Origin of the sequence: Glaciecola sp. 1036, from assembly GCF_050306235.1 — a bacterium.
Taxonomy (GTDB): domain Bacteria; phylum Pseudomonadota; class Gammaproteobacteria; order Enterobacterales; family Alteromonadaceae; genus Glaciecola.
Genome location: NZ_JBLWFH010000018.1, coordinates 12,582 through 38,336, shown reverse-complemented (window position 1 = coordinate 38,336; position 25,755 = coordinate 12,582). Strand labels below are relative to the sequence as shown.

The following is a 25,755-nucleotide window of genomic DNA, read 5'->3' as shown; positions in this document are numbered from 1 at the left end:
AAGGGAGGCTTATGCGTTTATTTTTACTGATTATATGTTGCGTATTTTCTACCAGTGCTTTCAGCAAAGGGTTAAAACTTGTACCCATAGCAACTGATTTGCCAGCATCTTGGTCAATTACCCTGTTAGATGATGAACAACTTTTATTGACCCATCGCCAAGGTGGTCTTGGATTAGTTAAAGGTGAAAGCATCAAGTTTATCGAGTTCCAACCACAAGATTTATTTGCCCAAGGGCAGGGTGGATTGTTGGATATTGCCTTGCATCCAGAATACATATCTAACGGTTGGTTGTATCTAAGTTACGCAGCAGGAACACTCGAAGATAATTATTTAAAAATAGTGCGTTTTAAACTGCAAAATTTACAATCCGATTCGCCGTCCGTTACCTCAGTCGAGCAGATATTCCGCGTCGCGCAAAGCAAAGATACACCGGTTCATTTTTCTGGCCGAATGGCCTTTGACCAGCAAGGCTATCTTCTAATAACGACAGGCGATGGTTTTGATTATAGAGAGCAAGCACAAATAACAAGCAGTCATCTAGGCAAGATCTTGCGTATGTCAGATACCGGAAAAGCTGTTCCGGATAATCCTTTCTATTCACAAGCGGATGCTCCTGAAAGTTTTGTTTTTTCTAAAGGCCATAGAAACTCTCAAGGCTTAATTGTGTTGCCAGAAGGGACTATTATTGCCCATGAACACGGTCCAGCCGGCGGCGATGAAATGAATATTATTAAATCTGGTGTTAATTACGGCTGGCCTGTGGTGACCAATGGGATGGATTATATAGGGGCCACTATTTCTCCGTTTAAAGACTATCCAGGCATGCAATTACCTGCGCTAGATTGGACGCCTTCGATTGCCCCTTCGTCAATGATTTTCTATCAAGGAAATAAATTTCCTGCGCTACAAGATCATTATTTGGTCACAGGCTTAAAGTTTATGCGGCTTTATGTGATCAATAAGAATTTTGAGCCAGATGCGACATTGTTTGCCGAAACACAAACCCGATTGAGAGATATTGCAGCTTCTAAAAAAGGTGATATTTATATTTTAGGCGACGGAGAGCCTGCGACTTTGTACAAAGTGATGGAAAAATAATCAATATAGGATAATATCTTTTACTTATTAACAAATTGTTTTCAATTTATAATATGAATGGCGGATATATTAGGCTTTTAGTCTAGTAGCATTCATTTTTACCATTTCTACAGGTATAATCCCGTGCAACTTTGGTCAGGCCAACGACCTTTATCCTTTGGCGAACATAAGAGGACTTGATAGTGTTAGAAGCATATCGTAAGCACGTTGAAGAGCGCGCAGCGCAAGATATTCCACCTAAACCACTAAATGCGGAACAAGTAGCAGGATTAGTTGAGTTATTGAAGAACCCACCTGCTGGCGAAGAAGAATTTTTATTAGAGCTTTTGTCGGAGCGTGTACCTCCAGGCGTTGACGAAGCAGCCTATGTAAAAGCTGGATTTTTAAGTGCTATAGCGAAAGGCGAAGAAAGCTGTGATTTGATCAGCCGTGAAGCTGCTGTTCAGTTGTTAGGCAATATGCACGGCGGATACAACATCGAAAGTTTAGTTGCTTTGTTAGATGATGCTGATTTAGCAGAACTTGCTGCAGAAGAGTTAAAGCACACTTTATTGATGTTCGATGCATTCCACGACGTTGAAGAAAAGCACAGAGCTGGCAATAAGCACGCTAGTGAAGTTATGCAATCTTGGGCAGATGCTGAATGGTTCTTGTCGAAAAAAGACTTACCAGAAAAAATTACGGCGGCTGTTTTCAAAGTAACCGGTGAAACTAACACTGATGATTTATCACCTGCACCTGATGCATGGTCTCGTCCTGATATTCCTTTACATGCTCGCGCTATGTATAAAATGACTCGTGATGGCTTAAATCCAGAAAAACACGGCGAAATTGGCCCTATGTCACAAATCGACGAAATTAAAAACATGGGCTATCCAGTTGCCTTCGTTGGTGACGTAGTAGGAACTGGTTCATCACGTAAGTCTGCGACTAACTCAGTACTTTGGTTCTTCGGTGAAGACCTGTCAGGCGTTCCTAACAAGCGTGGCGGCGGTATTTGTATTGGTTCAAAAGTAGCTCCAATCTTCTTTAATACTATGGAAGATGCTGGCGCTTTAGTATTTGAAGCAGACGTTGATAAAATGGAAATGGGCGATGTAATCGACATTTTCCCACTAGACGGCGTAATCAAAAACAGCAAATCAGGTGAAGTATTAGCTGAGTATTCGTACAAATCAAAAGTATTACTTGATGAAGTACGTGCTGGTGGACGTATCAACCTAATCATTGGCCGTGGCTTAACCGAAAAAGCGCGTGAATCTCTAGGTCTTGAACCAAGCGACGTGTTCCGTAAGCCTGAAATTCCTGCAACAAGCGTTAAAGGTTTCTCATTAGCACAGAAAATGGTAGGTAAAGCTTGTGGTGTAGAAGGTATTGTACCAGGCACTTACTGTGAACCTAAAATGACCACTGTTGGTTCGCAAGATACCACAGGTCCTATGACTCGTGACGAACTAAAAGACCTTGCCTGTCTAGGTTTCTCTGCTGATTTAACTATGCAGTCGTTCTGTCACACTGCGGCTTATCCTAAGCCGGTTGACATCGAAACTCAGCACACGTTACCAGACTTCATTATGAACCGTGGTGGTGTATCACTGCGTCCAGGCGATGGTATTATCCACTCTTGGTTAAACCGCATGTTACTTCCTGATACTGTAGGTACTGGTGGTGACTCACATACACGTTTCCCAATGGGTATTTCATTCCCAGCAGGTTCTGGCTTAGTCGCTTTTGCGGCTGCAACTGGTGTTATGCCATTGGATATGCCTGAGTCTGTATTAGTCAAGTTTACTGGTACTCGTCAACCTGGTATTACGCTTCGTGACCTAGTACATGCCATTCCATTGTATGCAATCAAGCAAGGTCTACTAACCGTAGAGAAAAAAGGTAAGATCAATGCATTCTCTGGTCGTATCCTAGAAATTGAAGGTCTAGAAGATCTAACCGTAGAGCAAGCATTCGAATTGTCAGATGCTTCAGCTGAGCGTTCAGCTGCGGGCTGTACAATCAAACTTTCTGAAGAATCTATTGCTGAATACTTACGTTCAAACATCACTATGCTTCGTTGGATGATCAACGAAGGATACGGTGACCCACGTACACTAGAGCGTCGTGCACGTAAGATGGAAGAGTGGCTAGCCAATCCAGAATTGATGGAAGCAGATGCTGATGCAGAATATGCAGAAGTTATTGAAATTAACTTAGACGACATTAAAGAGCCAATTCTTTGTTGTCCAAACGATCCTGATGATGCAAAAACATTATCAGACGTTGCTGGTGATAAAGTTGATGAAGTCTTCATCGGTTCTTGTATGACCAATATCGGCCACTTCCGCGCTGCTGGTAAATTACTTGAGCAGTTTGGTGGAACGCTACCAACGAGATTATGGATTTCTCCACCTACTAAAATGGATAAAAACCTGTTGATGGAAGAAGGTTACTACAACATTTATGGCCGTGCTGGTGTTCGAACTGAAATGCCTGGATGTTCATTATGTATGGGTAACCAAGCACGAGTACTAGCGGGTACAACTGTACTTTCTACTTCTACTCGTAACTTTCCTAACCGTTTAGGTGATGGTGCCAATGTGTATTTATGTTCTTCTGAAATGGCTGCAGTAGGTGCTATTCTTGGTAAAATTCCAAGCGCAGATGAATATATGGACTATGCTGGTAAAATAGATTCAATGAGCAGTGAAATATTCCGCTACATGAACTTTGATCAGATGCCTTCATTCAAAGAGGCTGAAGAAAAAGCCAAGGCGAATATTATTCCATCGTTGAATGTTGCCTAAGCTTCATCCATGATATAAAGCCGGGCACTTTAAAGTCCCGGCTTTTTTTATGGCTAAATATAAAACAGGTAAAGTTATGCATAAAATTTATGCTTTGTTGCTAGTGTTAGTGACCTTCACTACATTTGCTGAAGATGAACAAGAACAAACAGACCTAGTTTCGCTATCGATAAATGATATTGAACTGGCAGTGGAATATGCAGATGAACAGCATGAAAGAGCGCTTGGTTTGATGTATCGCCGTGAGCTATGTGAAAACTGCGGTATGTTGTTTAAGTTCGATAGAATCAAGATAGCCAGTATGTGGATGCGCAATACCTTAATTCCTTTGGATGTGGCCTACATTAATGCCTTTGGTCGCATCACAGATATTAAGCAAATGGAACCTGAAGATGAAACCTCTATTAGTTCATCTGTGCCTGTGCGCTTCGCGTTGGAGATGAATCAGGGCTGGTTCGAAAAAAATAATATAAAAGTGGGAGATGATGTCATGCTTCCAAATTACGTTCGTTAAATTTTTACTTTAGGATACAAATTAAATGCAACCAACACTTAACGTTGCCAAATTTGGCGGCACCAGTGTCGCAAATCATAATGCCATACAAAATTGTGCGTCTATTGTAATCAATAACCCTAATACGCGAGTTGTGGTTGTTAGCGCAGCCGCTGGCATTACAAACCACCTTGTATTACTGGCAAATACTGCGCTTACATCAGAGCAAATTACCGACGTGGTTGAAAAAATCCGAGTGATTGAGTTTGCTATTCTAAATGAATTGAAAAATCCACAAGAAGTGGAAGATAAACTTTTTGGCTTGTTAGACGAACTTGATACTTTGGCGCGTCACGAAGAATTAAATTTTCGAGATGATTTAAAAGATGAACTCTTGTCTATGGGCGAGCGAATGTCGTCTTTGTTGGTAGCCGCGGTTATCCGAGATAAGGGCCATCAAGCCATTAATTTTGATGTGCGAAAAGTAATGCGTACAGACAGTACTTTCACAGAAGCTGTACCTGAACTGACAACCATAAAGCAGTTAAGCCAGCAAATTCTAGCGCCAGAGTTATCAAGCAATATAGTAGTTACACAAGGATTTATCGGTGCTGATGATCAAGGTCGAACAACAACCTTAGGCCGAGGAGGGTCAGACTTTACCGCAGCACTATTAGCGGAAGCCTTAGATGCAGTAACCTGTGAAATTTGGACAGATGTTATTGGTGTTTACACAACAGATCCTAGAATTACTGATAAGGCACGTCCATTACCAGAATTAAGCTTTGAAGAAGCGGCTGAGATGGCGACATTTGGTGCCAAAGTGCTACATCCTGCCACCATGGAGCCGGCTTTACGGCAAGATATTCGGGTTTTCGTTGGATCCAGTAAAGAACCTGAAAAAGGCGGTACTTGGATCATGCGAGATTGTAAAAATGAGCCAAGTTTTCGAGCTATTACTCGTCGCCGAGATCAGGTGTTAGTGACAGTGCAGACGCCTAAAATGATGTATGCTCAAGGCTTTTTGGAGCGTGTTTTCCATATAATTGCCAAACATAAACTCAGTGTAGATTTGGTCACAACCTCTGAAATTGCTGTGTCATTTACCTTAGACAATCCTCCTAATTCGATGTCTGAGAAAATGAATAAAGAAACACTAACGGAGTTAAGTAACATCTGTGACGTCAAGATTGAGCGTGATTTTGATGTAGTCACAGTAGTAGGAAACAACATGCACAGTGTTGCAGGTGTATCTTCAAAGATCTTCGCTGCAGTATCTGACTTTAATCTACGTATGATTTGTTTTGGCGCCAACGTACATAACTTGTCATTTGTGGTCGAACAAGACAAAAGTGCCGACGTAGTTAAAGTGCTGCACAACGCTTTGTTTGAGTAATAAAAAAGGCCAACCGGTTTAGGTTGGCCTTTATACTTTAAATATTTGAGGGTGTTTAGACTCTAAACTGACTGATTGACTCTTGCAGTTCCTCAGCTAAACGCGCTACTTCTGCGCTTGACTCTGCCGTTTGCTTAGCGCCAACTGTAGATTGTTCGGCAATTCCAACAATGCTTTCTAGACGCTCACTGATTTGTGATGAAACTGTATGCTGCTCTTTGGCTGCATCTTCGATGCGAGTACTTACTTCGTATGCACGGTGCACTGCATCAGTGATTTGATTCAACGCTAGCCCAGCACGCTCGGTTTGTTCAACACAAGCAACTGTCTGTTCTTTACCCTGACTCATAGCAAGTACGGCTTTTTCAGCGCCAGCTTGCAATACTTCGATCATAGAGTTGATTTCTTGAGTAGACTCTTGGGTTCTACTAGCAAGGGTTCTAACTTCATCTGCTACCACAGCGAAACCTCGACCTTGTTCACCAGCTCTGGCTGCTTCAATAGCGGCATTTAACGCCAATAAGTTTGTTTGGTCAGCAACACCACGAATAACATCAAGAATACTACCGATACTTGCGCTGTCTTGATGCAATTTGTTAATAACCTCTGCAGCTTTATCCACTTCATTGGCAAGGGTTTGAATAGTTGACTTATTGTCGTTAGAAATGCGTTTGACTTTCTCTGCTTCACTATCAGCAGACTTAATTTCATTTAAAGTATCTTCGGCACTCTTAGATACCAATTCAGAAGTAGTATGCATTTGCATAGTGGCTGCAGCTATTTGTGACAACTGAGACTTTTGCTCTTCTATCGACGTGGTTGCTTGATAGGTCACTGTAGAGGTTTCAGTTGAGGCGGCTGCTAATTGGTCAGCACGCTGATTAATCACATTGATAAGATCTTTTAGATTGTCGATTAGGTGATTACAGTTACGTGAAAGTTCCCCAAATTCATCTGTAGAAGTATCATCTAAACGATGGGTAAGGTCGCCTGAAGAGGCTATTTTAAGTAAATTATTGACTCTAGAAAGTGGTCCAGTAATAGCTCTTACACTGTTGAAACTAATAAATGCTGCCAAACCAATGGAGATAAGTAATACCAGAATAGCAGTGGTTACGCTCGAACTTACCTGACCAGATACTCTTTCTTTAATTTCTGAGGCTTTAGCATCAGCCATTAAATTAAGCGCTTCTAGTTGTTTGATTGCTAGGTTGATATTGGTATCGGCTTGATTAAGCGCTTCTTCGGATGATCGAATTTCTTCCAATTGATTAATTTTGGTTGATAAAAGTCCAGTAGATCCGGTAATTGCTTCGTTGATGGAAGCAACCAGTGTGTTTACTTCGTCGATTGTACCGCTTTCATCTTCGCCATTAGCAGCTTGCACCATTTCGCTAAACTTATCCTTTAGCTGGTCCAAGATCACCATGATTTCTTTGCCGCGAAGATCTGCCCTTTGGATAGTCTCCGTTTTGTTGTATTCGGATCCTAAGGAGATAATAGTCAACATGCTGGTTTCTAAAGATTCTGCATACTCTGCTGCGTTTGAAAGCGCTCTAGAATCTTGTACTTCATCCATATCAATAAAATCTAATAAGTAGGATGATGCATCATCAGTACTTTCTTCGATGGTAGCAACTATGTCTGAAAGAGTACTGTTTAACTGAATTGCCGCTAGGTGAGAATCAAACATTTTATTGTTGGCTGCTACATACTCTTGATAGAGTGATTTAAGCGAATTGACAGTTGATTGCATGTCTTGGTCATTTTCTACCACGTTAAGCAATTCGTTGAAAGTCGCATCAAAATTATTTTTACTGGTATTAAAAGCAGCACGTTTTTTTTCGACTTCACTGTATTCTTCGCTGATAAATCCTTCGAACGATAGTCGGCCCATGTTTAAAAAGGCAGCTTTAAGTGTCGAACTCCCAGAGACAGTCGGTAGCGCAAGATCACTCACTTCGTCAGAAGCATTACCTACACTATTTAATCCAGATATTGATACGTATCCCAAAATGAGTAGCAGTGCACTAATTACGGCGAATCCACCACGGACACGCGTAGCTACTGTTATATTCATAATTGCTCCATTTTTGTAAAAGCTAATTGCAAAGCCGTTATTAAGTATCGTCAGCTAAATGGAGAACTTAAGCTTTATATCGAATAATTGAATTTGTAGATAGATTTAGGAGGCTGAGTTGGTTACCCCAAACATATCCGGTATCTAGTCCGAAAATTTTTGCTTGGGTATCAGGTTGTTGTTTATTCAGGCCGTTTAAAGATGCCCAATGACCAAAAATGATGCGGTGTTTTTTGGTTAAATTCTTGTTTGGCAACAAAAACCACGGGGTCAAATTTTTTGGGGCATAATTGGGGTGGCATTTGGTTTCGAACTCCAGGCGATTTTTAGCTGTCAGATAGCGCATTCTTGTCAGTGCATTTACCGCGAAACGTTGGCGCTCTTCTTTTTTATGTTTGGGATCCCAAAGGTCGGGACTATTGCCATACATTCGGCGCAGAAAATCACTGGATTTTTCGGACTGCAAGGAATCTTGAATTTCCTCGGATAATTTCAACGCTTGTTTGACCGAAAAGCTAGGATATAAACCCGCGTGGGTTATCAGCGTCTTAGGTTCAGGTTTAAGTGCCAGTGGCTTAGTCATTAACCAGTCAATCAGCGAGGAAAATGACGCATGATTAATCAGGCTTGCAAGTTTATCTGAGGGTTTATCTTTACGAATGCCATGGGCGATGGCAATTAAATGTAAATCATGGTTACCTAGTACGGTCTCAAACGCATCACCGAGATCGCGGCAAAATTGTAAGGTTTCCAGTGATTGAGAGCCCCTAGCAACCAAGTCGCCTACTGCGTATAACTTGTCTTGTTCTGGATTAAATTTAGCCTTTTTCAGAATGGCTTTTAATCCTTTACAGCAGCCTTGTATATCACCTATTACGTAGTTGGCCATAATTAATCAACTGCTAGTTCAGTGTAAAGCGTTTGGCTTCGCCAAAGTAAAAACAGGGATTGGCGCTTTAAATGTAGATTTGTCTTCAAGTTCAAACACATAAAATCCTTCCATTGTGCCTACATCTGATTTAATCATAGATGCACTTGTGTAGGAATAGCTTTCAGTAGATTTTATTTTAGGCTGCTCTCCAACCACGCCATCTCCTTTAACTTCTATTTTTTCACCATCACCATTAGTGATCAGCCAATAACGACTGCGTAAGGTGACAGCTTCATCACTGTGATTCACTATGGTAACAGTGTAACTAAAGACATGAACAGGTAAGTTATCTTTTTTTTCTTGCAGGCCTAAATATTTGGTTTTTACTTGAATATCAATATTCATCATTGGATTTTTTTAGAAACACTTTATTAGCGAGAGAAGCAAATAACGCTAACGAGACATTTTGGGCTCGCGCTTCTGGGTCAACACCAGTTGCAATTATTTCCTGCTCCGTCAGTAATTCTTTTAAACTGTTGCGAAGGGTTTTTCGTCTTTGATTAAACGCAGCAGCAACGACTCTCTCAAGACATTGAACATCATCTACTTCAACTGGCGCTTGTTTGTGCGGTATCAGTCTAATAATCGCTGACTCAACCTTTGGAGGTGGTTTAAACGCAGTTGGAGGCACCTGTAGCACAGGAATAGCTTGGCAGTAATATTGTGCCATAATCGATAATCTGCCATAGAGCTTATCACCAACTCCCGCGCTTAGACGTTTTACCACTTCAAGTTGCAGCATAAAATGCATGTCTTCAATAAGGTTTGCATACTCAAATAAGTGAAACATTAAGGGCGTAGAGATGTTATAAGGCAGATTACCAAATATACGCATTGGTTTGTCTTGTTGGGCCAATATATTGAAATCTACCTTCAATGCATCAGCTTCAACAATGGTTAACTTATCACGAATAAAAGGGTGAGCACGTAAACGTTTGGCCAGATCTCTGTCTAATTCGATACAAGTTAAATGTTCAATAACTTCTGCAACCGGCTCTGTTAGGGCACCAAGACCTGGGCCTATCTCAATAAGATTTTGATGATTTTGCGGTTTAATCGCTGACACGATCTGGTCGATGATAAATTCATCGAATAAGAAATTTTGTCCAAATCGTTTTCGTGCCGTGTGGCCTAAATGGGTTTTACTCACGCTTGCTTGTTCGCTATTTTAATCGCTTCGTCAATTGCTCTGATAATACTGCCTGTATCAGCTGTACCTGTGCCGGCTAAGTCTGTTGCTGTGCCGTGATCTACCGAGGTTCTAATAAAAGGTAAGCCTAGCGTAATATTAACTGAGTTACCAAACCCTTTAAATTTAAGCACAGGTAAGCCTTGGTCGTGATACATCGCCAATACGGCATCAGCGTCATCTAAGTATTTAGGCTGAAATATAGTATCAGCAGGCAATGGACCAATCAGATTGAGACCTTGGTCACGAAGCATATCTAGCGTTGGCGTTATAACCAGTATTTCTTCATTACCTAGATGTCCACTTTCTCCTGCGTGAGGATTAAGTCCACAAACATAAATCTTTGGATTATCGATGCCAAATTTTAATTTAAGGTCAGTGTTGATAATACGCACGACTTTTTCAATGCGCTCAGCTGTGATTGCTTTAGAAACGTAAGCAAGTGGAATGTGGGTAGTTGCCAAACATACCCGAAGACCGTCAGTTGCCAGCATCATAACAACATCACTACAGCCGGATAATTGAGCAAAGTATTCAGTATGTCCACTGAAGGAAATTCCCGCTTTGTTAATGATGCCTTTATGTACAGGACCAGTAACTACAGCATCAAAATTTCCCTCCATGTTTTGCTCACAAGCTTGACGCAGAGTTTCAACCACATAATGACCGTTTTCTGGATTTAATTCACCGGCTGTTACAGGAGCAGAAACGGGAATATGCTGAACGATCAGTTCTCCAGGCTTTTGCACATACTGCAAACCAGGTTCGAACGGAATTATGCTTATGGTTTGACCCAGTGCAGCAGCTCGCTCGCTCAACATATGCGCGTCAGCAAAGATAACCAGTTGAGCATCCCATGTGTGCTCAACGAGTTTGACAATTAAGTCTGGGCCGATTCCAGCAGGTTCACCTGGAGTAACGGCAATTCTTACGGGCGAGTTCATTTATCTTCCTTAAGATTCAACCACTTCAATATATGCTTGATCTCGCAGTTCTCTTAACCAAGAGTCAGTTTCTTCTTGGAATTTTCGGTTGTAAATCAATTGATATGCTCTTTCTTCTTTTCGTTTTTCAGTCGCATCTTCAACGCGGCGATCCAGTAATTGAATCAAGTGCCAACCATGTTGAGAACGCACTGGCATACTGTATTCATCTTTTTCTAACGCTGCTAAAGCTTCTTTAAATTCTGGTACATAAATGTTTGGGTCGTTGTAGCCTAGCTCACCACCTCGTAGTGCTGAACCAGGATCTTCAGAATGCTCTTTCGCAAGTTCTGCAAAATCAGCATTACCGTCAATTAAATCTTGTCTGAATTCTTTTAGCATTTGTTCGGCTTTAGCATCACTTAAAATAATTGAAGGTTTGATCAAAATATGACGGGCATTTACTTCTTCAACTTCTACAATCTCAACGCCACGGGTGTTCATAATTTTAAGAATATGAAAACCTGCGCCTGAACGAATTGGCCCAATAAGTTCATCTTTTTTACGACCTTGCACAGCTTCTGCAAACAGGGTAGGCATTGAGTTAATGTTCATCCAACCCATGTCTCCGCCATTCAGCGCTTCGGCACCAGACGAAGAACCTATTGCCATGCGGGCAAAGTCAGAACCTTCATTTAATAACTTAATAATGGTATCAGCGCGATCTCTTGCATCTTCAATTTCTTCTTCTGTTGCACCGCCTGGTAATCCAACCAAAATATGGCCTAATTGATATTCCGCTTGAGAGGCACCTTGCTGTTCAATAAGTTGCACTAGAGTAGAAATCTCTTGTGGTGTGATATACACGCGGCGTCTTACGTTGGCGCGGCGAACCTCACCCATAATTAACTCTTTTCGGACTTGTTCTCTATACGATTCGTAAGTAAGACCTTGGTTAGCGATTTCTCGTCGAAACTGCTCAGGTGTTAGGCCTTCTCCTCTCGCCATGTTATTGATGGTCTGATCAAGCTGGGGATCACTGATTTGTATGCCCATACGCTCTGCCATTTGCATCTGTAGGTTTTCTACAATCAGTTTTTCAATGGCTTGGGTTCTAAGCGCTCTATCAGACGGGAGTGATTGGCCTTGGGCTACCGCGTTAGCTTTTACGTTTTCAACCACTTCATCAATTTCGCTTTCCAGCACAACTCCTTGATCAACTATTACTGCAACCTTATCCAATAACTCTTTGGCTGCTAACGCATTGGCACTGAAAAACAGGGCTGCTGTCACTAAAATTAAGCGTATTTTACTATTCATAAACTCACTAAACTGCTGTTATTAATTTAAAACAAAGGGCTGTCGGTAACCGAATAACCCCTGCTGTAACATATCTATTTTACTACTATTCGATTTTCTATTGCTTAGGCCGCTAAATACAAATTGTAGCGCGATACCTGAATCAAACTCGTTAACATCTCGGATACCATCATTATTAAAGCGGGTAGCCAAATGTCGTTGCATGGTTAATCTTAATGCCCAACAACAACTTTCGTATTCAATCCCAAAAAAGCTTTCCGAGGTGCGAGATAATTCTATATCTTTATACCATCTTCCCACCCAATGCCAATTTTTCGCAATTGGCCAACTGGCTGAAATTCCAAACTGATTAATTCGTTCATCTGACAATGAGCGAATATATCTATGGTTAATTTGGATTAATTTGTTTTGATCCAGCCTATACTCGGTTGAAAAACTGCTCCGTTCAACCTTATTCGTGGTATTACTAAGCTGTATATCAGAGTGCAAAAACCAATTTTGGTTCACTTGCCAATCAACTTCTGCAGCGATAGCCGATCTATTGTCATTTCTGAAACTGTTCTGAAGCTTTGCGTCTTCAAGATAAATTATCTGCCCTACACTGGCAACCAAAACTTCACGGTTATTTTCATCGATTATGCGAGCGGTTGCGCCTAGGGTAAATTGATTATTATCATTGATGCGGTCTAAGCCAGTAAATTCTTGACCACGGAATAAGTTGTTTACCGTGGTTAACAATTGAGTAGTATCGTACAAGCCAATATCGGTCTGTGATTCATAACTGGTAAATAGATACTGTGCTTTTGGCTCAAAGGTGAGCAAATAATTGCCTTTCGGGCCTGAATTCTCTCGCTCAAAAATCAAAGAACCATATAGTCTTGCTTTACCCAAGGTGCGGTTGACCGTTTCTTTTAAACTAGTGTTGCCATCAGGAATATCTTGATTGTAGTAAGTATGCATAACACTTACCTGCGCTAGGAGTTCTCCCCAAGCTTTTTGATAAGGTAAGCTTAATGATGGTTCAACATGCAGACGAACCGCATTGGCAAACTCGTCACTTCGATTTTCAAAATAAGCCAGTTCAGAGTGTACATCAAAATCTATAAGATCATTTAATGCAGTGGTGTAATTTAATTTGGCTTCTGGTAAGGCTCTGTAGTTATTGTTAAGACGGCCAAGTGTGGCAAAGTCACGCACAAACATGGAAAAGTCTAGATTTTCTGAAAAATAGCTTACACCTAATTGACGATACAAATGGGTATCTGCTTGATTATAAAAATCTGAGCCTAAATCAACAATATAGTTATCATCACTCAAATCACTAATGTCGGCTGCTATAGTCCAATTTTCACTTAGCTTTCCGCGGTGAGTGAAACGATAGAAATAGCGAGACTTGTCTTGCTCTCTATCAATATCATTGGGTAAATATTCAAGCTGAACTTCACCTAAATGATTTTCTGTTAGATAACGCCATTCATTTTTTAATTGTAGTCCGCGGTTAGTCATTAACCTGGTGCTAAAAGTGGCATCAATGTTAGGGGCAAAATTCCAGTAGAATGGTTGCTCATATTCAAGTCCAGTGCTACTGGTACTGCCTAATTCAGGGAATAAAAATCCAGTTTGTCTTGCCGTTGTAATGGGGAACGCAAAATAAGGTAGATAAAACACCGGAACACCACCGATATAAAATCGGGTATGTTTGGCTTCACCAAAAGGTTTGCCATCAGCGATTCGAATCTCACTTGCTTGAATTTTCCAATCTTCATTGCCTTTTGGGCAGGTGGTAAAACTCACGTCTTCCAACAAAATGCCGTTTTGTTCAGAAATGGATAGTACTTCAGAACCGCCTCGGCCATTGATACTACTCAACTTGTATTCGGTGGACGCCATTTGCAGGAGCTTAAGTGGCGTATTAATTTCAACACCTAAGCTTTCAACATTAAGCAATGGATCCGTGTAATACACGTCACCTTCTGCTTTGATGACTTCACCATTATTTTCAATACTTGCAGACTCAGTTTTAATCACACTGTCTTGTGTTTTAATGATTACATCGCCCTGAAAAGTCGCTTGTGTATCTTTGATTATTTGCGCTTCATGAGACGATACCGCCAGTATTCCCGCAGGAATTTCTGTAGGTTCAAACTCATGAGAGTCCGTGGGGCATTGTAGTTGCGCACCGAAGACTTTACTCAATGGTAGACTGATTAAAACAAATGGCAGGGCGAGTCGAATCATTTATTGTTTTAGAATAACTGCTGAAGATGAAAATAAACTCGTAAAGTTTATAGTTATTATGCGTAATAACCAACCTTTTACGCATAAAAAAAACATATTTATTGCGTTTTCGTATCAAAAAAAAATATTCTTGATTACAATTGAGCAAAATTAACAATAAATAACACCTATCAGATAATAAATATGACGTATTGGGGAAAAGTAGTTGGTGCGCTTATAGGCTTCGCAATTTTTAAACTTCCAGGAGGAATTTTAGGCTTAATTGTGGGCCATATGTTTGATGTAAACTACGCAAGATCATTCTCATCCAGTGGCGGTTTTGCACGCTTTTTTACATCGCCTGACGGCATTCGCCAAGATGCTATGTTTTTTCATGCACTATTTTCTGCCCTAGGTCACATCAGCAAAGCAGATGGAAGAGTTACACCTGAAGAAATCAAAATTGCCTCCATTTTAATGGATGACATGCAATTAACCGGTCAGGTTAGACAAGAAGCACAACAAGCGTTTAGAGATGGTAAAGAAAGAGATTTCCCGTTAGATGACATGGTCGACACCTTTAAGGCCTATTGTCATGGTCGCAGTGATATCATGCAGATATTTTTGGAAATTCTTATCGCAGCAGCCTGCGCAGACGGCAAGCTGTCACAACCTGAACTCAATATTTTACAGCGAGTAGCCAGTCGTTTGGGCTTCAGCAACGCTGATTTACAGTTTTTAATAACAACGTTTGAGGCCGGGCAACGTTTTCGAAGAGCCGGTGCCGCTGGTGGTCAATGGTCAAATCAACGCCAACGCCAGCAATATCAACAAAAAAATGGGCCGACTATCGAAGATGCCTATAAAATATTGGGCGTAGCTCCATCTGTAGATGATAAAGAAGTCAAACGCGCATATAAAAAGCAAATGTCGCAACATCATCCTGATAAACTGTTGGCCAAGGGTGTTCCGCAACAAGCAATCGATCTGGCAAATCGACGGACGCAAGAAATTCAAGCTGCCTATGAGTTAATCAAACAAAATCGCGGATTTTGATGGAAACAAAGCTTTCGATTCCTAATGCAGATAGTATTGATGAATTTATCAATATGTTATGGCTAGAGCGTGGTCTATCAAAAAATACTGCCAGTGCTTATCGCACCGATTTAACAAAGTTTGCTTTATTTATCCAAACTTATGTAGGCGGAGGAAATTTAGAAAATGCCACGGAAACTCAGCTTCAAAGTTATTTGGAATATCGATTAAGTAAACAAATTTCTCAGCGTTCAACCTCTCGTTTTTTAAGTACATGCCGCGCTTATTATCAATATTTAATAGAGATTAAAAAGGTTGAAAAAAATCCTATTGATAATATACGCAACCCTAAGTTACCCAGTTATTTGCCCACCACTTTGTCAGAACAGCAAGTGGATGCTTTACTAGAAGCGCCTGATCTAGAAGATCCAATTCAGATGCGCGATAAAGCTATGCTAGAACTTTTATATGCCACAGGCATTAGAGTCAGTGAATTGGTCAATTTACAAATGCATGAAATCAGTATTGTGCAAGGGGTCATAAGGGTTACAGGGAAAGGAGACAAAGAGCGCTTGGTACCCATGGGGGAAAATGCTCAAGATATTTTACAAGATTACATCAAACATACTCGGTCGCAACTGCTCACTAAACCAAGCAATACGGTATTTCCCAGTCGATTAGGAAATACCATGACTAGGCAAACCTTTTGGCATCGAATTAAACATTATGCAAAACTGGTCAACATAGAAGTTGATTTGTCGCCTCATACACTTCGCCATGCCTTTGCCACCCATTTGCTGAATCATGGGGCGGATTTAAGGGTTGTGCAAATGTTATTAGGCCACTCGGATCTCTCCACAACGCAAATTTATACCCATGTAGCAACACATAGACTTCAAACTTTAGTCAAACAGCATCATCCTAGAGGTTAAGTTAAGAGGAAAGTTTTGCTATACTCAGAGCAATCTAGTATCTGAACGTCAGCAGTAAAATACTTCAGGTTTTTTATTTTAAGCGGATATTTGAAACAAAGGACCCAAATTTGCGGTCTAGTATGGTCAGAAGCGCTTTTGAAAATCAGGAAAAGTAATGTCTAAAAAAATTATGATCGCAGGTGTGATAGGTGTGCTTTTCATACTAGTGGCGGGAATGAGCGTTAATGCTGCCAAAGACGAAAATAGCATTAAAGCTTCAACAGAGCCTACTTCGGTAAGCCAAGATTTAACAGCAGACTATCAAGACGTAGTTAATCAACTAGCGAAAAAGCTACAATTAAGGATTGACGGTGTCGCCGACTCCCCAATTGATGGTTTACTACAGCTATATACTAACAAAGGGTTATTCTACGCCAGCAAAGATGGCAATTACTTTTTGCAAGCACGAATTTTCGATGTTAAAGATGGGATTTCTGACGTTACTGAGACCGCGCTTAAAGATATGCGTTTGCACGGCATTGAAGAATTTGCCACAAGTGCCATTGAGTTTAAAGCGGAAGATGAAAAATATGTGGTTAATGTTTTTACTGACACCACTTGTGGTTATTGTCGTAAACTGCATAACGAAATGTCTGTGCTGAACGATTTAGGCATCACTGTTAGATATCTTGCTTACCCCAGAGCTGGTATTGGATCAGATAGTTTCCGAGATACGGTTTCAGTTTGGTGCTCTGAAAACCCTCAAGAGGCAATGACCAAAGCAAAAGCCGGTCAACAAATTGCACGCACTAGCTGCCAAAACAATGTTGCTGACCATTATAACTTTGGTCGACAAGTTGGTGTAACCGGTACACCAAATATAATATTACCCGATGGTACTATGATCCCTGGTTACCAACCTGCTAATGTATTGTTGCAAAGTTTACAGCAGATTTCAGGCTAACCCTTGCAACATTAAATAGCCAACGCTTTTACCACAAAGCGTTGGTCTGGATTTACCTCTATACCTCCAAACGGATAACAAGTGATCAGCGTCAACATAGTATCTTGGCTTGGTGCTGTGACATAACTATCGAAAGCATTCACAACCTCTATGCTGTTAATCACATAGTTACGTACGCCATTTTTGTGTTTTACTTGAATTCTGTCCCCCAATTTTACTTCTTCTAAACTGGCAAAGTGTGTATCTCTGTGACCGTAAATGACGGTATTGCCAAACTGTTCAAACTTAGCACTGCTACTCATTCTCGTTGGGCCAAAAGCTAGATTACGTAGACTTTCGCCTTCTAAAATCATTAGATTTTGTTGGGGCAACTGTAATTCACCAACCACAAAGGTATCAGCCCAAGGCCAAGGTTTTACTTGGCTGTTAGTCTCAACACTTTGTTGCCACGCCTGTTCAATCAAATACTGAGCTAACCATGCTTTTGCTTGAATATAATTGGCACAGGCGATAAAGCCTATGCCCAGTAACAACACCGCCGTGCTGCCAACTAAAAATCCTTTAGCTGCCTTGACTGTCATTTTTAAGCCGCTCTTTTTTTCAAAAGAAAGGTCGAACTTATCGCGATACCAATAGCGCCGACAAATAAGATAAATAGACCCCAATAGTTTAACCATCCCGATTTTGTAGCGGTTTGGGCTAGTTTGAACTGTTGTGTATCTATGCCTGCGGTTTGCATTCTGCGTTCCAAAGCGTCTTGTTTTTGATGGTCTACCGCAATTAGGCTGGTATAGTCAGACACAATATGGTGCTCCATTGCCAATTCGGTAACTTTTTCTTTGGTGTATTCTTTTAATGCCTTGTAATCGTCACCTTGCGTTAATGTGGTATGCAGCGTGCGATTAAGCTGTTGAATTTTTTCGTAGGCCCATTGTTTATTAATTCCGGCGTTTTCTTCTGCTTGCATAGGGGTAATTAATCTGGACCAAGCTTGTTTTTCAAATTTACCTTGGTTGGTATATCTTCCTTGTTTCCCTGTTAACTCTATTTTGAAAGAGTCTTGTGGCAATAGCTGTTGCCGATAAAAAATGTGTAAAGGCTCTCCAGCATATAAATCAGGAATTTGAGATGGGAAAATATCAACATCCACAGGTGCCCCTTGATGTAACAATTGGATGTTTAAATCGGTCAAAATAGGTTGTTTGATTTTTTTTAACAGCTTGGTCATTTCTGCGGTTACCAGATTAGTATCGCCGATGAAGGTAAATGTTCCCCTACCAGCTAAAGCCGCTTCTTGCATGAAATATTCATTTGGGGCACTGCCAATTCCGATAGTAAATAGTCGAGTATCACCTATAGCATTGTGAATTTTAGCTAATACTTGCGCTTCGTTAGCAACACTGCCATCAGTAATGAAAATAAGTTGCCTAAAATGATCAGATTGTGGGCGTTGATATTTTTGCAACTCAAACGCTAGTTCTAACGCGCTCAACATTTCGGTGCCGCCATCGGCTTCCAATTTGTCTATAAAGTTTATTGCTTGTTCAATGTTTCCCTCACTAGCTTCATAAGTAACACCCCACAATGCATTAGCATCACTATCAAATTCAATAAGGTTAAACCTATCATCGGGCGCCAAATCTTTGATCGCGACCTTGAGTGCTTCTTTTGCCTGGATAATAGAGTCTCCCACCATAGAACCTGAGGTATCAAGAATAAAGGTGATGTCTCTATTTACTTGGGCTGCCGGTTGTTGCGGGGCTAACAAGGAAATTAACCCGTATTCCATATCATCTATGGATTCTTGAATATGACTAACTTGGGTATGTGATTGATTTTTAGGTTGCCATCTGAGCACAAACGACTGTGTGTTGTTGACATCAGAGGTAGTGCGCAGATAGTACTGGGCTTTGCTTTGTTGTTTTTGGATAATCTCATGGTGTAAGGATTCAATTGAATCTAAAGGCACGCCCATGTTCAGATCAACTTCAATGATCAGTTCGTTTGTATCAGTGTCTACGGGATGACCGCTAGCTTCAATATATTCGGGGGATGCTACTGGCACATATCGAGGTGTGATACCTGTGGGTAATCTAAGTTCGTATCCTTGATCTGACAGATCCAATAATTGTTGAAACTCAAGCTCAACGGTAATTTTTGCATCCGGCGGAATATTGCTCACATTGTTTTTAAACATATTAGGGCGTAGTTGGCTAACCAAACTGGCTCTTTTACCCGACGCCTTGGCTTGTTCAAAGATTCGTTTCGCTTCTTCTTTGGGTTTAATTTCTCCGATGATCTCGCGATCATCAATAATCATTTTAAGACTATCCACTGCAGCTCCAATTGGCAAAGGAAATACATAAACGCCGTCTTGCCAATCTTTGCTGGGATTAGAAAACTCTTGTATAACCTTAGTTCTTTGAATGGGGCCAGTGACCTTTACTTTAAAATGTGAGCTTTTAAGCACTGCAGGAGTGTAATCTATTGCCTCGTTTTGACTAAAGCTCGCTTGAGAAAAATAAAAACTGCCAGTTTCGGTTTGATAAATATTGGTAACCTGCGGCGAAGTGACAATCTCATCGTCAGTTGCAGAGGAAGAGGAGACAACACTCAGATTTTGCACAGTGACTTGATTTACTGGCGCTGTGACTTCCTGGGTACGAGTTTGCACAGTGTTGGCGCGGGCATGTTTATCTACAAGATTATGCAAAATAGCCACTAAACCGACTACAGCTACAAACAAGGTGATTTTGGTTATATTTGTCATGAGTTTATCCTTGTTCGAAAAAAAACGGCAGCCAATTAATTGGCTGCTGTCATTACGGTTTTAGTGGGTACAATTTTGATAATTGCTTTGCGATCGAAGAATAACTTTTCATAAGAAGTAGGTTGTGCGCCATTGCTACTGACTTCCCCTAACCCTGCTGAATGGATTTGCTGCTCTGATACCTGTTGCGACATTAAATACTGCTTTACTGTCAACGCTCTTTTGTTCGACAGTTCATCGTTAAATTGACGATTGCCTCGATGATCTGCATAGCCGGTTACTCTTGCACTTAACTCAGGAAATTGAACGAGTAGCTCGGCAATACTGTCGAGTTGATTTTTGTAACTTTCATCTATTGTTGCTGATGCTGTTTTAAATTGAACGCTGGTTTCAATGTTCGGAATACTCTCTGCTAATAAGGTTGACTTTGCAGTTTCAAAATTCACTGCTTGGGTCATTTTCTCATCGTTCAGATTTTTAATATCGGTACGCAGCATCGCGATGTCTTGACGCTGTTGTTTTACTAAAGCTTGATTTGCTAGTAAGGCTTGTTCTTGCTGTTCAATTTTGTTTTCATCATTGACATCATCTGCGATAAATAGCCCAATCATTCCGCCAATTACTGCGCCAGCTGGACCACCGATTGCTGCACCTGTGATAGCACCAGCGCCAAAACCAATGGCATCATTTTTATTTTCTTTTTCGCTTCTATTGCTATTTGTTGAAGCTTCTGCATATGAAGAGAAACCTGCACCTAAAGTCATTACTATTGTTGTTGCTAAAATAAGTTTTTTCATTTTCTTTCCTTTCAAGTTTTTGTGTTTGTTGACTCACGATGCTTATTAAACACAAAGAAATTGGCAATCCAGGGGAAACAAAATGGCAATTTGATGTTCAAATGTGGCGAAAAAATGGAAATTGACTTAGAAGGCTTCTTATTCGAAGGAATTTCGTTATAGTTAACCCAGTTAAAAGCAGTAGAGACACCTATAGATATGCAAAAGACCATTGCACTCGTGGAAGATGACAAAGCTTTACGAGAAAATTATATTGCCGCATTGAGCCAGCAAGGCTATAAAGTCAGTGCCTACACAACGCGCGCAGACGCCGAAAAAGGCTTTCAACAACAGCTTCCAGATCTTGCCATTATTGATATAGGGTTAGGTGATGAAATCGATGGTGGTTTTGCAGTATGTCAGTTGGCCAGAAGTTTATCTAAGACCTTGCCTATCATTTTTTTTACTGCCAGAGATAATGATTTTGACACTATCTGCGGTCTGCGCATGGGCGCAGATGATTATTTAACCAAAGATATCAGTTTGCCACATTTGTTGGCGCGTATTTCGGCTTTGTTCCGACGTGTTGAAAGTATGCAACTACCGCAAAAAGCCGATGATTTAATCACCACAGGTAAACTACAAATTGATACTAACAGAATGTTGGTAACTTATGATGGTCAACAAGTAGAACTCACTGTCACTGAATTTTGGATGTTACACGGCATCGCCAAACATCCAGGACACGTAAAAAGTCGTCAACAGTTAATGGATGATTCTAAAATGGTCGTGGACGACACAACCATTACTTCACATATAAAGCGTATCCGGAAAAAATTTGTACTGATAGATGACGATTTTGATGCCATAGAAACTGTTTATGGTATGGGATACCGTTGGAAGACCCAAAAATGAAGCGATTCGGATTAAAGCTAAGAGCTAAAATATTATTATTCGCTTCGTTTTTATTGGTGATTCCATATCTAAGTTATCAGTATGTAGTTGAACTCGAATCTTACTTACAAATTGGTCAAGAGCAAGCGCTGGTAGGTACCGCAAGAGCAGTAGCGACAGCTCTGCATGAAAGGCCAGCGTTATTTGACGTTAAATCAGGGTTTTTACATAACGTAGTTGCAGGGAAAGATCTTTTTATTCATGAAATTGCTTATCCAGTGCAATTAGATGGGCGATTAGATGACTGGACCGAATACAAAGATAAGTGGCTAGACTATGGCGCTAACTCGTTAATTGAACAATCCATAGTGTACCAACCCGAATCATTGCAGTTTACACATATGGTAGGTCGCTACGAGCAATATGTGTATGCCATATTTGACGTTATTGACGATAGCGTATTGTTTCGTCCACAAACCAGTTTGCGGGTAGATAGAAATGACTTTCTTCAAATTGCCATGCTGACCAATGACGGTTTATTTAAACGTTACCTGATAGCACCTTATGAGCCAGGTTGGGTTAATGCATACTTATTAGATGAAGACGTAGATAGGCTCACTCCTGTATCGCTGGAAACAAAGATTCAGGGGCAATGGAGAATTACCCCTGAGGGATATTCAATTGAACTCAGATTTCCTGCCGCTATGCTTTCCAGCAATATAGCTTTTGCCATCGGAGACGTGGATGACCCTGAAACACGCCGATTGAACTATTTAATTGGTACCGCAAATCCGACGCGGTCAGAAGCTTTAGGCACTGTATTAACGCCGGCGCCAGAGATCGACAAAATTCTAGCCGGATTGTCCTATTCGGATTCGCGCATTTGGGTGGTAGATAACAATATGCGAGTGCTCGCCACAGCAGGTGATATCAATACGGCTACTGGTTTTCAAGTTGAATCGAATAGGCAAACAGGGAAGAATTTTTGGGGCGATCTCTATCAACAATTTCTGCAACCTTTATATCAAAAAATATTGACTGAACCGCCGCAAACCTTCGTGGATGACTTGCAAGATGCAGTGTCCTTAGAAGGGCAGGATATTCAGTCAGCATTGACAGGAAAAGCCGATACATTGTGGCGATTTACACCGGACAAAAAAGCGGTGATTTTGTCGGCTGCACATCCTATTTATAATCAAGGTGAAGTCATGGGGGCTGTGGTCGTTGAGCAAACAACCAATGGCATACGAACGCTTCGCAATCAAGCATTAGAGAAGCAATTTAATTTTATTCTGGCGGTAATTCTGATCGGTATTTTGGCGTTATTATTGTTGGCATCTCGTATTTCTAATCGAATCCGAAAATTACGAGATGACACAGAATCTGCCATTGATCAAAGTGGTAAAATTGTCGGTCAAATACCCCTATCAAACAGTGCGGATGAAATTGGTGATTTAAGCCGAACTTTTCACCAAGTGTTGGAAAAATTAAAACAATACAATAGTTACTTAGAAAATATGGCATCACGATTATCCCACGAATTGCGCACCCCAGTGGCGGTGGTGAATTCGTCCTTGGATAACATTGCTCTGGATCCAGACAATCAAGCAGTTTATGTGGAAAGAGCGAAACAAGGCATATCACGGCTAAGTAAAATTCTTAACAATATGAGCGAGGCAACCCGTTTAGAAGAGGCAATTAAAGGGACAGACAAAGAAAAATTTGATTTGCCAGGCTTACTTAAAAGTTGCGTAGAAGGCTATGGCATGACACATCCTGACTATCATTTTCAGCTTGATTTAGATGTTACTGAAAAAACCTTTGTTGGTGCTCCTGATCTATTTGCACAAATGCTAGATAAAATTGTGACCAATGCCATGGAGTTTAGCAAGCCTTCGGATACCATTCGTTTAAGAGTATTTGAAAAAGGTAGCAAAACCTGTATTTCAGTGACGAACACAGGGCCTTTACTACCAGATAAGATGCGTAGTCAATTAATGAATTCTATGATTTCAGTGCGACCTAATACTACCAGTGAATCTTCTCATTTGGGCTTGGGGCTCTTTATGGCGAACATCATTGCGCAGTTTCATAACGGCAGCATAGATATAGACAATTTGCCTGATCATAGCGGTGTAATTGTGTTGCTAAAATTTTAATTGGTTGTGTTGCTGAAATAGCGGCGCTTTCAAGGTAAAATAAGCAAAGCAAAAACAATAATAAACAGCCAAAGAAATAATGCAAATAGTTCATCGAGAGCCAATCATTCATTCGCCGCTAGACGCCAAGTTACCACCCTTGTTGGACAAGGTGTTGCGGCAAAGAGGTGTGCAATCCATTGCTGAAATAGATATGCAAACCAAAGGCTTGCTGCACTACAATTTATTTAAAGATATCGAAAAAGCCACCGCGCTGGTGGTGGATGCTATTCAGCAAGAAAAACGTATCTGTATTGTGGGTGATTTTGATGCTGATGGGGCAACTAGCACAGCTTTGTGCATGCTGTGTTTACGAGATTTTGTACATAAAAAAGGGTTTTTTATTGTTCCTAATCGGTTCGATTATGGATATGGATTGTCTGAACCTGTGGTGGATATTGCCCTTGAACAGGGCACCGATTTATTGATTACAGTAGATAATGGCATTTCCAGCATATCAGGCGTTGCCGCCGCTAAACAGGCAGGTTTGCAAGTACTCATTACCGATCATCACCTGCCTGGACAATTTCTACCGAATGCCGATGCCATTCTAAATCCCAATCAGCCTGATTGCGCCTTTCCCTCAAAACATCTGGCCGGCGTTGGCGTCGCCTTTTATTTAATGTTGTCGGTTAGAGCGCAATTAATCCAAAGTGGCTACTTTGAAACAAAACAACTACAAGCGCCAAACATAGCGAACTACTTAGACATAGTGGCACTGGGTACAGTTGCAGACGTAGTGCCTTTGGACCAAAACAACCGCATATTAGTGCATCAGGGCTTGCAACGAATTCGAAGCGGTAGAACTCGCTTGGGCATACAAGCTTTGTTAGATGCCAGCGGACGCAAAGCTAGTCAAATAGCCTCTTCAGATCTTGGGTTCGCCCTTGGGCCTCGCCTCAATGCGGCGGGACGCTTAGAAGATATGTCGATTGGAATCGAGTGCCTGCTAACCGAAGAAATGAGCAAAGCGAGACAGTTAGCGGCAGAACTCGATAAGTTAAATAAAAGCAGGCAGGAAATAGAGCAATCTATGCAAGCGGAAGCTGAAAAAGCGTTAGCGTCTTGCGTACTCGATGGAACAAGTTTGCCAGCAGCAATTAGTCTCTACGACGACAGCTTTCATGCTGGCGTAGTTGGCATTGTCGCTGGTCGGTTAAAAGAAAAATACTATCGACCTTGTATTGTTTTTGCTCACGAAAGCGATACTAGTATTAAAGGTTCAGCTAGAAGTATTCCGGGCATTCATATCCGAGATTTACTCGATCGCATAGCCACTGATAATCCCGAGGTTATCAATAAATTTGGCGGTCATGCAATGGCTGCAGGTCTGTCTATTCCAACCAAGGCATTTGATCAATTTACGCTTTTGTTTGAACAGGCAGCAGCAGACGCTTTAGCGGGTTTACCCAACCAATCTCAAACCTTATCTGATGGCGAATTAAGTGCAGCAGAAATCAATTTACAAAATGCGCAGCTACTTAAATCTGCAATTCCTTGGGGACAATCTTTTGAAGCCCCTATGTTCGATGGCGTTTTTGAAATTGTTCAACAACGCATAGTCGGACAAAAACACTTAAAAATGGTGGTTAAAAAGGGACATCAAATTACTGATGCAATTGCCTTTAATGTCGACCTTGATCAATGGCCAAATCTGCAAGCAAAACAGGTACATTTGGCATACCAATTGGATGTGAATGAATTCAATAACCGAATTAATGTTCAGTTGTTAGTTAACCAACTCATGGCAGTGGAGTAGC

The 25,755-nt window shown here is 41.0% G+C and carries 20 protein-coding genes; 10 read left to right on the top strand and 10 right to left on the bottom strand.

Annotated elements, in window-relative coordinates; all coding sequences use genetic code 11:
• The first annotated feature begins 11 nt into the window (after positions 1-11).
• The 4 genes from ACNKW3_RS18110 to lysC all read left to right on the top strand — a co-directional run bounded on the left by ACNKW3_RS18110 (position 12) and on the right by lysC (position 5,784).
• Positions 12-1,100: a PQQ-dependent sugar dehydrogenase gene (locus tag ACNKW3_RS18110; RefSeq protein WP_427400742.1), complete on the top strand. Its 1,089-nt coding sequence runs from the start codon at positions 12-14 to the stop codon at positions 1,098-1,100.
• A 182-nt stretch (positions 1,101-1,282) separates the two neighbouring features.
• Positions 1,283-3,895: a bifunctional aconitate hydratase 2/2-methylisocitrate dehydratase gene (acnB, locus tag ACNKW3_RS18105; protein WP_427400741.1), complete on the top strand. Its 2,613-nt coding sequence runs from the start codon at positions 1,283-1,285 to the stop codon at positions 3,893-3,895.
• A gap of 76 nt (positions 3,896-3,971) precedes the next feature.
• Complete coding sequence (locus ACNKW3_RS18100) at positions 3,972-4,409, top strand: DUF192 domain-containing protein (RefSeq protein ID WP_427400740.1); 438 nt, start codon at positions 3,972-3,974, stop codon at positions 4,407-4,409.
• A gap of 25 nt (positions 4,410-4,434) precedes the next feature.
• Positions 4,435-5,784 carry a lysine-sensitive aspartokinase 3 gene (gene lysC, locus ACNKW3_RS18095; RefSeq protein ID WP_427400739.1) on the top strand — a complete coding sequence of 450 codons (1,350 nt, stop codon included), beginning with the start codon at positions 4,435-4,437 and terminating at the stop codon, positions 5,782-5,784.
• A 55-nt stretch (positions 5,785-5,839) separates the two neighbouring features.
• On the opposite strand, the gene ACNKW3_RS18090 is transcribed toward lysC, so the two are convergent.
• The 7 genes from ACNKW3_RS18090 to ACNKW3_RS18060 all read right to left on the bottom strand — a co-directional run bounded on the left by ACNKW3_RS18090 (position 5,840) and on the right by ACNKW3_RS18060 (position 14,423).
• Positions 5,840-7,864 carry a methyl-accepting chemotaxis protein gene (locus ACNKW3_RS18090; RefSeq protein ID WP_427400738.1) on the bottom strand — a complete coding sequence of 675 codons (2,025 nt, stop codon included), beginning with the start codon at positions 7,862-7,864 and terminating at the stop codon, positions 5,840-5,842.
• 67 nt (positions 7,865-7,931) lie between these two features.
• Positions 7,932-8,753: a symmetrical bis(5'-nucleosyl)-tetraphosphatase gene (locus tag ACNKW3_RS18085; protein ID WP_427400737.1), complete on the bottom strand. Its 822-nt coding sequence runs from the start codon at positions 8,751-8,753 to the stop codon at positions 7,932-7,934.
• An 18-nt stretch (positions 8,754-8,771) separates the two neighbouring features.
• Entirely contained in the window at positions 8,772-9,143 is a 372-nt protein-coding gene (gene apaG / locus ACNKW3_RS18080; protein ID WP_427400736.1) for a Co2+/Mg2+ efflux protein ApaG, read from the bottom strand.
• Positions 9,130-9,945 carry a 16S rRNA (adenine(1518)-N(6)/adenine(1519)-N(6))-dimethyltransferase RsmA gene (gene rsmA / locus ACNKW3_RS18075; protein ID WP_427400735.1) on the bottom strand — a complete coding sequence of 272 codons (816 nt, stop codon included), beginning with the start codon at positions 9,943-9,945 and terminating at the stop codon, positions 9,130-9,132. Before rsmA ends, apaG begins: the two co-directional genes overlap by 14 nt.
• Positions 9,942-10,928 carry a 4-hydroxythreonine-4-phosphate dehydrogenase PdxA gene (gene pdxA / locus ACNKW3_RS18070; RefSeq protein ID WP_427400734.1) on the bottom strand — a complete coding sequence of 329 codons (987 nt, stop codon included), beginning with the start codon at positions 10,926-10,928 and terminating at the stop codon, positions 9,942-9,944. The genes rsmA and pdxA overlap by 4 nt, the downstream gene beginning before the upstream one ends.
• A 9-nt stretch (positions 10,929-10,937) precedes the next feature.
• Positions 10,938-12,227: a peptidylprolyl isomerase SurA gene (surA, locus tag ACNKW3_RS18065; protein WP_427400733.1), complete on the bottom strand. Its 1,290-nt coding sequence runs from the start codon at positions 12,225-12,227 to the stop codon at positions 10,938-10,940.
• 21 nt (positions 12,228-12,248) lie between these two features.
• A complete protein-coding gene (locus tag ACNKW3_RS18060; protein ID WP_427400732.1) occupies positions 12,249-14,423 on the bottom strand; it encodes an LPS-assembly protein LptD in 2,175 nt (724 codons plus the stop codon).
• A gap of 225 nt (positions 14,424-14,648) precedes the next feature.
• Between ACNKW3_RS18060 and djlA the strand changes: the two genes are divergently transcribed.
• From djlA to ACNKW3_RS18045, 3 genes are all read left to right on the top strand, one after another.
• Positions 14,649-15,500, top strand: a complete 852-nt coding sequence (djlA, locus tag ACNKW3_RS18055; RefSeq protein WP_427400731.1) for a co-chaperone DjlA — start codon at positions 14,649-14,651, stop codon at positions 15,498-15,500.
• The gene (xerD, locus tag ACNKW3_RS18050; protein WP_427400730.1) at positions 15,500-16,411 is read left to right on the top strand and encodes a site-specific tyrosine recombinase XerD; all 912 of its coding nucleotides are present in this window, start codon (positions 15,500-15,502) and stop codon (positions 16,409-16,411) included. The genes djlA and xerD overlap by 1 nt, the downstream gene beginning before the upstream one ends.
• 157 nt (positions 16,412-16,568) lie before the next feature.
• Positions 16,569-17,357: a thioredoxin fold domain-containing protein gene (locus ACNKW3_RS18045; RefSeq protein WP_427400729.1), complete on the top strand. Its 789-nt coding sequence runs from the start codon at positions 16,569-16,571 to the stop codon at positions 17,355-17,357.
• Between the two features lie 11 nt (positions 17,358-17,368).
• Here ACNKW3_RS18045 and ACNKW3_RS18040 read toward each other — a convergent pair whose 3' ends face one another.
• The 3 genes from ACNKW3_RS18040 to pdsO are packed head-to-tail and all read right to left on the bottom strand — an operon-like array spanning position 17,369 to position 20,924.
• Positions 17,369-17,938, bottom strand: coding sequence for a class GN sortase (locus tag ACNKW3_RS18040; protein WP_427400728.1), 570 nt, complete (start codon positions 17,936-17,938; stop codon positions 17,369-17,371).
• A 2-nt stretch (positions 17,939-17,940) separates the two neighbouring features.
• Entirely contained in the window at positions 17,941-20,127 is a 2,187-nt protein-coding gene (locus ACNKW3_RS18035; RefSeq protein ID WP_427400727.1) for a VIT domain-containing protein, read from the bottom strand.
• Between the two features lie 35 nt (positions 20,128-20,162).
• Positions 20,163-20,924 (bottom strand): sortase-associated OmpA-like protein PdsO, encoded by a 762-nt coding sequence (pdsO, locus tag ACNKW3_RS18030; protein ID WP_427400726.1) that lies wholly within the window; start codon positions 20,922-20,924, stop codon positions 20,163-20,165.
• A gap of 198 nt (positions 20,925-21,122) precedes the next feature.
• Here pdsO and pdsR point away from each other — a divergent pair, with 198 nt between their 5' ends.
• The 3 genes from pdsR (at position 21,123) to recJ (ending at position 25,754) form a co-directional block, all read left to right on the top strand.
• Positions 21,123-21,818 carry a proteobacterial dedicated sortase system response regulator gene (gene pdsR / locus ACNKW3_RS18025; RefSeq protein ID WP_427400725.1) on the top strand — a complete coding sequence of 232 codons (696 nt, stop codon included), beginning with the start codon at positions 21,123-21,125 and terminating at the stop codon, positions 21,816-21,818.
• On the top strand, positions 21,815-23,956 hold the full coding sequence (gene pdsS / locus ACNKW3_RS18020; protein ID WP_427400724.1) for a proteobacterial dedicated sortase system histidine kinase: 2,142 nt from the start codon (positions 21,815-21,817) through the stop codon (positions 23,954-23,956). The genes pdsR and pdsS overlap by 4 nt, the downstream gene beginning before the upstream one ends.
• A gap of 79 nt (positions 23,957-24,035) precedes the next feature.
• Complete coding sequence (gene recJ / locus ACNKW3_RS18015; protein WP_427400723.1) at positions 24,036-25,754, top strand: single-stranded-DNA-specific exonuclease RecJ; 1,719 nt, start codon at positions 24,036-24,038, stop codon at positions 25,752-25,754.
• Position 25,755: the final 1 nt, after the last annotated feature.

Excerpts from the sequence above, each read along its gene's own strand:
- ACNKW3_RS18110 (WP_427400742.1), top strand. The coding sequence starts at position 12 with ATGCGTTTATTTTTACTGATTATATGTTGCGTATTTTCTACCAGTGCT.
- ACNKW3_RS18100 (WP_427400740.1), top strand. The coding sequence starts at position 3,972 with ATGCATAAAATTTATGCTTTGTTGCTAGTGTTAGTGACCTTCACTACA.
- lysC (WP_427400739.1), top strand. The coding sequence starts at position 4,435 with ATGCAACCAACACTTAACGTTGCCAAATTTGGCGGCACCAGTGTCGCA.
- ACNKW3_RS18090 (WP_427400738.1), bottom strand. The coding sequence starts at position 7,864 with ATGAATATAACAGTAGCTACGCGTGTCCGTGGTGGATTCGCCGTAATT.
- ACNKW3_RS18085 (WP_427400737.1), bottom strand. The coding sequence starts at position 8,753 with ATGGCCAACTACGTAATAGGTGATATACAAGGCTGCTGTAAAGGATTA.
- apaG (WP_427400736.1), bottom strand. The coding sequence starts at position 9,143 with ATGATGAATATTGATATTCAAGTAAAAACCAAATATTTAGGCCTGCAA.
- pdxA (WP_427400734.1), bottom strand. The coding sequence starts at position 10,928 with ATGAACTCGCCCGTAAGAATTGCCGTTACTCCAGGTGAACCTGCTGGA.
- surA (WP_427400733.1), bottom strand. The coding sequence starts at position 12,227 with ATGAATAGTAAAATACGCTTAATTTTAGTGACAGCAGCCCTGTTTTTC.
- djlA (WP_427400731.1), top strand. The coding sequence starts at position 14,649 with ATGACGTATTGGGGAAAAGTAGTTGGTGCGCTTATAGGCTTCGCAATT.
- xerD (WP_427400730.1), top strand. The coding sequence starts at position 15,500 with ATGGAAACAAAGCTTTCGATTCCTAATGCAGATAGTATTGATGAATTT.
- ACNKW3_RS18045 (WP_427400729.1), top strand. The coding sequence starts at position 16,569 with ATGTCTAAAAAAATTATGATCGCAGGTGTGATAGGTGTGCTTTTCATA.
- ACNKW3_RS18040 (WP_427400728.1), bottom strand. The coding sequence starts at position 17,938 with ATGACAGTCAAGGCAGCTAAAGGATTTTTAGTTGGCAGCACGGCGGTG.
- ACNKW3_RS18035 (WP_427400727.1), bottom strand. The coding sequence starts at position 20,127 with ATGACAAATATAACCAAAATCACCTTGTTTGTAGCTGTAGTCGGTTTA.
- pdsO (WP_427400726.1), bottom strand. The coding sequence starts at position 20,924 with ATGAAAAAACTTATTTTAGCAACAACAATAGTAATGACTTTAGGTGCA.
- pdsR (WP_427400725.1), top strand. The coding sequence starts at position 21,123 with ATGCAAAAGACCATTGCACTCGTGGAAGATGACAAAGCTTTACGAGAA.
- pdsS (WP_427400724.1), top strand. The coding sequence starts at position 21,815 with ATGAAGCGATTCGGATTAAAGCTAAGAGCTAAAATATTATTATTCGCT.
- recJ (WP_427400723.1), top strand. The coding sequence starts at position 24,036 with ATGCAAATAGTTCATCGAGAGCCAATCATTCATTCGCCGCTAGACGCC.